Annotated in this window: 1 protein-coding gene; it reads left to right on the plus strand. The window is 44.3% G+C overall.

From position 1 onward, the window contains the following. Nucleotides 1-985: 985 nt before the first annotated feature. On the plus strand, nucleotides 986-1171 hold the full coding sequence (locus E5672_RS19700; protein WP_136783870.1) for a hypothetical protein: 186 nt from the start codon (nucleotides 986-988) through the stop codon (nucleotides 1169-1171). The last annotated feature ends 234 nt before the right edge of the window (nucleotides 1172-1405 follow it).

The raw sequence follows: 1405 nt of genomic DNA on the forward strand, positions 1-1405 counted from the left end.
AATCAACACACTCACTACGTTCGCTGGGACGCATACACGCGGGGCGGCTTCGCCATTATGCCCCACATGTCTGCGCCCGTTATTGGAAAGTTAGGTGACAAGTGGAGAGTTTAAGAACAATTCTTTTTTTATGTGGCGCTTTCTCTTATTTGTATTTTTTGTATAAATACGTCAATGCACTCGACCTAGTTTGCACAGAGTTAAAGTCGCAAGACAATTTGAAGCTTTTTGGTATAACGGTAGAGCCGACAAAGTTAATTTTACTTGCAACTCCCAAGCTGACTTTTACGTTGATAAGTCGCTCGTATATGAAAGGTCGTCAAAGTGATTCGAGTTTTGTGTGTGCTCATAATTTGGCAAGGAAATACTTTTTAGCTATGGCTTTCTCTGCGCTTTCTTCGTTTTTATTGATAGTTTTGCTCAAGGATGTTTGAGATGTCACCTAACAACTCAATAAACTCGCTCACTACGTTCGCTGGGACGCATACACGCGGGGCGGCTTCGCCATTATGCCCCACGCGCCTGCGCCCGTTATTGAAAAGTTAGGCGTCATTTACTTACAGCATAAAAAAGTAGGTTCAGCCGTGACATTCCAGCATTAAGGTTGTTTCGCTAGGCTGTCTTCACGGCTAGCTTTCTCGGTTGTTTTATCGGCTTTAGCAACGCGCTTTTTATCAACACCGCAACGCCAACATTAAGCATCACCACTTTTCTAAACTCGCTCTTTTATCCAGCAATGTCCTTAACATCTGGCATTTCGCACAGGGTTGTTTTATCTTAATTTCAACAATTTAAATAAGTGGCCTTATCGGCTAGTGGTGGCAGCAAAGCTGCGTACTTTCAGTTGTACGCCTAACAAAACGCTGTTGGCACTCCCTTCGGTCGCTGGGACGCTTACACGTGGGCTGGCTCGCTTCGCTCGGATTTTAGCCCACGCGCTAGCGCCCCAAAGCTTAGCGTTATATGACAAGAGTCGCTTTCAAATATGGATAGGTTTAAATACGAAGTAAAAACTGTAGGTGGGGTATTCAAGCTGCGCTCCACAAAGCTCAAAGAATTAGAAGAACTCTGCGGTAATATGGGTAATAAAGGCTGGGGACTTGTTTCTGTAAACTATGACTGGCTAACGGTTAGCTATACTCTTTTTTTTAGAAAGAAAGTCCTCAATTAAAGTGTCGCGGTTATTGGTCTTAGGTTATTTTAGCATTGTCATATAACAACCCAATCAACACACTCACTACGTTCGCTTGGACGCATACACGCGGGGCGGCTGCGCCATTATGCCCCACATGTCTGCGCCCGTTATTGGAAAGTTATAAGGCGTCAGCCTAAACTGCGTTTGGCTTTATAAAAATCCCAGTGTAATTGCCCTCACCTGTTTTCATTAGCATCGCTCTGGCTTGTG

It is taken from the genome of Alteromonas portus, from assembly GCF_005117025.1.
Classification (GTDB): Bacteria; Pseudomonadota; Gammaproteobacteria; order Enterobacterales; family Alteromonadaceae; genus Alteromonas; species Alteromonas portus.